We start from the raw sequence: 3,637 nt of genomic DNA on the forward strand, positions 1-3,637 counted from the left end.
GTGATGGGCGAGCGCCGACGACACGCCGGCGCGGCCGGCGATCTCCGACATGGTCACGTCCAGCGAACCGCGCTCGCCGATTGCCGAGATCGTCGCGTCGATCAGCGCCTTACGGCGCAGCGGTTCCATTCCGATTTTCGGCATGCGAGGGGTCCGGTTCGAAGCGAGATTATTTTTTATTGACGCATCAATCAATAAAAAATCGGCATCGGATCAATCGATCGTATCGCTCTGGCCAAATCCCTTCGGCTGGAAAACGGTTCACTATTGAACAATATTGAATGTCATGCCGCGACCGGACGTGCTAGGCTGCGCGGCAGATGGAGGCTGTCATGACCGCATGCATCGTCGGCTGGGCGCATTCGCGTTTCGGCAAGCTCGAAGGCGAGACGCTGGAGGGCTTGATCACCAAGGTCGCCGTGGACGCGCTCGATCATGCCGGCATCGGCCCTGACGATGTCGACGAGATCGTGCTCGGCCATTTCAACGCCGGCTTCTCACCGCAGGATTTCACCGCGAGCCTGGTGCTGCAGGCCGACGACCGGCTGCGCTTCAAGCCGGCGACGCGCGTGGAGAATGCCTGCGCCACCGGTTCGGCTGCCGTGAGACAAGGCGTCCGCGCCATCGATTCCAACGCCGCCCGCGTCGTGTTGGTGGTCGGCGCCGAGCAGATGACCACCACACCTGGGCCCGAGATCGGCAAGAACCTGCTGAAAGCCTCCTACCTGCCCGAGGATGGCGAAACGCCGGCCGGCTTTGCCGGCGTCTTCGGCAAGATCGCGCAGGCCTATTTTCAGCGCTATGGCGACCAGTCGGATGCGCTCGCCATGATTGCCGCCAAGAACCACAAAAACGGCGTCGACAATCCCTATGCCCAAATGCGCAAGGATTTCGGCTACGAGTTCTGCCGTCAGGAAAGTGAGAAGAATCCCTTCGTCGCCGGTCCGCTGAAGCGCACCGACTGCTCGCTGGTCTCGGATGGCGCCGCCGCGCTCGTGCTCACCGACACCGCGACGGCGCTGAAGATGCGCCGCGCCGTGACCTTTCGCGCCAATGAGCACGTCCAGGATTTCCTGCCGATGTCGAAGCGCGACATCCTTTCCTTCGAGGGCTGCGAGCGGGCTTGGGGCCAGGCGCTGAAGAAGGCCGGCGTCACGCTCGACGACCTCTCCTTCGTCGAGACGCATGACTGCTTCACCATCGCCGAGCTTATCGAATACGAGGCGATGGGCCTGGCGGAGCCCGGCGAGGGCGCGAAGCTCGCCCTGGAGGGCGTCACGGCCAAGGACGGCCGGCTGCCGGTCAACCCGTCCGGCGGGCTGAAGGCCAAGGGCCATCCGATCGGAGCCACCGGCGTCTCCATGCATGTGCTCACCGCCATGCAGCTGACCGGCGAGGCCGGCGGCATTCAGGTGCCTGGGGCAAAACTCGGCGGCATCTTCAACATGGGCGGTGCTGCGGTGGCCAACTACGTTTCCATCCTCGATCGGATCAGGTAGAAGCGGCCCGCATTGAAGCGGCGCCCGGCGCGCGCGTGCGGGAGGCAGCATGGCAAATCCGGTTCTGGTCGAAGTCGCGCGGGGCGCGGTGGTCGAAAGCGCTCATCGCGGCGCGGTTTCTGTCTTCGACGCCGACGGCAAGCCTGTCTGGGAGATCGGCGATACGGCGCGACCGGTGTTTCCACGCTCGGCGGTGAAGGCGATCCAGGCGCTGCCGCTGCTCGAATCCGGTGCTGCCGACGCCTACGGCTTCGGCGATCGCGAATTGGCGCTGGCCTGCGCCTCGCATTCAGGCGAGCCGGCGCATGTCGAACTGGCGCAAGCAATGCTCGCCAAGGCCGGTCTCGATAAGACGGCGCTCGAATGCGGCGCGCACTGGCCGTCGAGCCACGTTGCGACGATCGCGCTGGCCCGCGCCGGCAGCGCGCCCAACCCGCTCCACAACAATTGCTCCGGCAAGCATGCCGGTTTCCTCTGTACCTGCGTGCATTCCGGCATTGCCCATGGCGGCTACGTCAAGGCCGGCCATGCGCTGCAGGAGATGGTGCGCGACGCGATGCAATCGGTGACCGGCGCCGCGCATGATGTCGACCATTGCGGCACCGACGGCTGCTCGATCCCGACCTATGCCGTGCCGCTGAAGAGCTTTGCGCTGGGCTTTGCGCGTATGGCGACGGGCAGGGGCTTTGCGCCCGAACGCGCCAAGGCGGCGAAGCGCCTGCTCTCGGCCTGCATGGCCGAACCGTTCCTGGTGGCCGGCACCGGTAAGGCGGACCTCGCGCTGATGCGGGCCGCGCCCGGCCGCATCTTCGTCAAGACCGGCGCCGAGGGCGTCTATTGCGCGGCCTTGCCCGAGCTCGGTCTCGGCATCGCCTTGAAATGTGATGACGGCGCCAGCCGCGCCTCCGAGGTGATGATCGCCGCCGTGCTGGCCAAGCTGCTGCGCAGCGACGAAGCGCTCGCGGCAAAGCTTGCCGAACTCGCCCATCCGCCGGTCGAAAGCCGTATCGGCGCCAAGGTGGGCTTGCTGCGGCCGACGGCGGCGCTGGCCTAACTGACCTTGTTCCGCTCGACGGTCAGATGCGCGTAGCCGGTAAAGGTTGATCTTGCCAGATCGCCCGTCACCGGATTGGCCCAGCGCTGGCCGATGATGGCGCCGTTCTGCGCGGCGTCGATGATATTGTCCGAAATGACCGCGCTGCCGGAACCCTCGACGACGCTGACGACGATGCCCGTGCCGGACTTGCGGATGATGTTGCCCGTTGCAACCACATTGCGCAGATAAGGACCCCAGCCGAGCTGCATGCCGTAGAGGGGCGCGTTCTCCACGACATTGCCGCAGACGGAGGTTTCGGCCTCGGCGCTGATGCCGACGCCGAAGCCCGGCGGGTCGGCGGTGTAGGGGCCGACGGTCGAGAGGTTGCGCACGATATTGTTCGAGCACACGGCCATGCGGCCGCCTTCGTTGAAGTTTACGATCGAGATGCCGTTGGCGGCACCGTCGACCAGATTGTTGCTGAGGATCGCACCCTCGAAGGAGAATTCCGAATAAATCCCCGTCTCGCCCGAGCGCGAGCAGGTGTTGCCGGTGATCTGCAGATTGCTGGAGCTGTTGGCGCGGATCGCCGAGAAGGCGCAGTCCGACACGACGTTGGCGGAGATAATGACATTGCCGGCGCGGAAGGCGTTGATACCGTTGCCGTTCTGGCCGGTGCCGCCGCTCCTCGCGCCGATGCGCTGCACGCGGTTGCCGCTGACGATGGTGCCGTCTTCCGCCTGCTGCCAGCGATGCACGAGAATGCCGCCATTGGCGCAATCCGAGACGGTATTGCCCGAGATCTCCAGCCCGCCGGCCTCGACCGAATAGATGCCGGCGTCTGCCGCGCCCGAAACATCGCAGCGCCCGATGCGGCCTGAAACATGTTCCAGCGCCAGCCCGTTCTTGCCGCTGCCTGTGACCTGGCAATTGTCGATGGCGAGATGCGCGACGCGGCGCAGATCGAGCAGCCCTTGCGTATAGTCGGCCAGCCAGCGGTTGCTGCCGTCCAGCACCAGCCCGCTGAGTTCGATATGCTCGGCCTGTTCGGCCATCATCAGGTGGCCATTGCCGCCATAGACGATGCGGGTCGCCCCCGGGA

General features: G+C 65.5%; 4 protein-coding genes. 2 read left to right on the plus strand and 2 right to left on the minus strand.

Features of this window, described 5'->3' with window-relative positions; translation table 11 throughout:
- The coding region (locus tag EOA60_RS23620; protein ID WP_128311979.1) for a TetR family transcriptional regulator at positions 1 to 144 on the minus strand (144 nt) is incomplete at its 3' end.
- A gap of 188 nt (positions 145 to 332) precedes the next feature.
- On the opposite strand from EOA60_RS23620, the gene EOA60_RS23625 reads away from it, so the two are divergent.
- Together EOA60_RS23625 and EOA60_RS23630 are read left to right on the plus strand one after the other, a co-directional pair.
- Positions 333 to 1,499, plus strand: coding sequence for an acetyl-CoA acetyltransferase (locus EOA60_RS23625; protein ID WP_095781573.1), 1,167 nt, complete (start codon positions 333 to 335; stop codon positions 1,497 to 1,499).
- Between the two features lie 49 nt (positions 1,500 to 1,548).
- A complete protein-coding gene (locus EOA60_RS23630; protein ID WP_095823745.1) occupies positions 1,549 to 2,553 on the plus strand; it encodes an asparaginase in 1,005 nt (334 codons plus the stop codon).
- On the opposite strand, the gene EOA60_RS23635 is transcribed toward EOA60_RS23630, so the two are convergent.
- Positions 2,550 to 3,637 (minus strand): TIGR03808 family TAT-translocated repetitive protein (locus EOA60_RS23635; RefSeq protein ID WP_128311981.1); only part of this gene is annotated, 1,088 nt, incomplete at its 5' end. The two genes, EOA60_RS23630 and EOA60_RS23635, sit on opposite strands and share 4 nt — an antisense overlap.

The organism is Mesorhizobium sp. M1A.F.Ca.IN.020.06.1.1, from assembly GCF_004023265.1.
Taxonomy (GTDB): domain Bacteria; phylum Pseudomonadota; class Alphaproteobacteria; order Rhizobiales; family Rhizobiaceae; genus Mesorhizobium.

What these genes read in the sequence shown, in the direction of transcription:
- EOA60_RS23625 (WP_095781573.1), top strand. Translation starts at nt 333, where the DNA reads ATGACCGCATGCATCGTCGGCTGGGCGCATTCGCGTTTCGGCAAGCTC.
- EOA60_RS23630 (WP_095823745.1), top strand. Translation starts at nt 1,549, where the DNA reads ATGGCAAATCCGGTTCTGGTCGAAGTCGCGCGGGGCGCGGTGGTCGAA.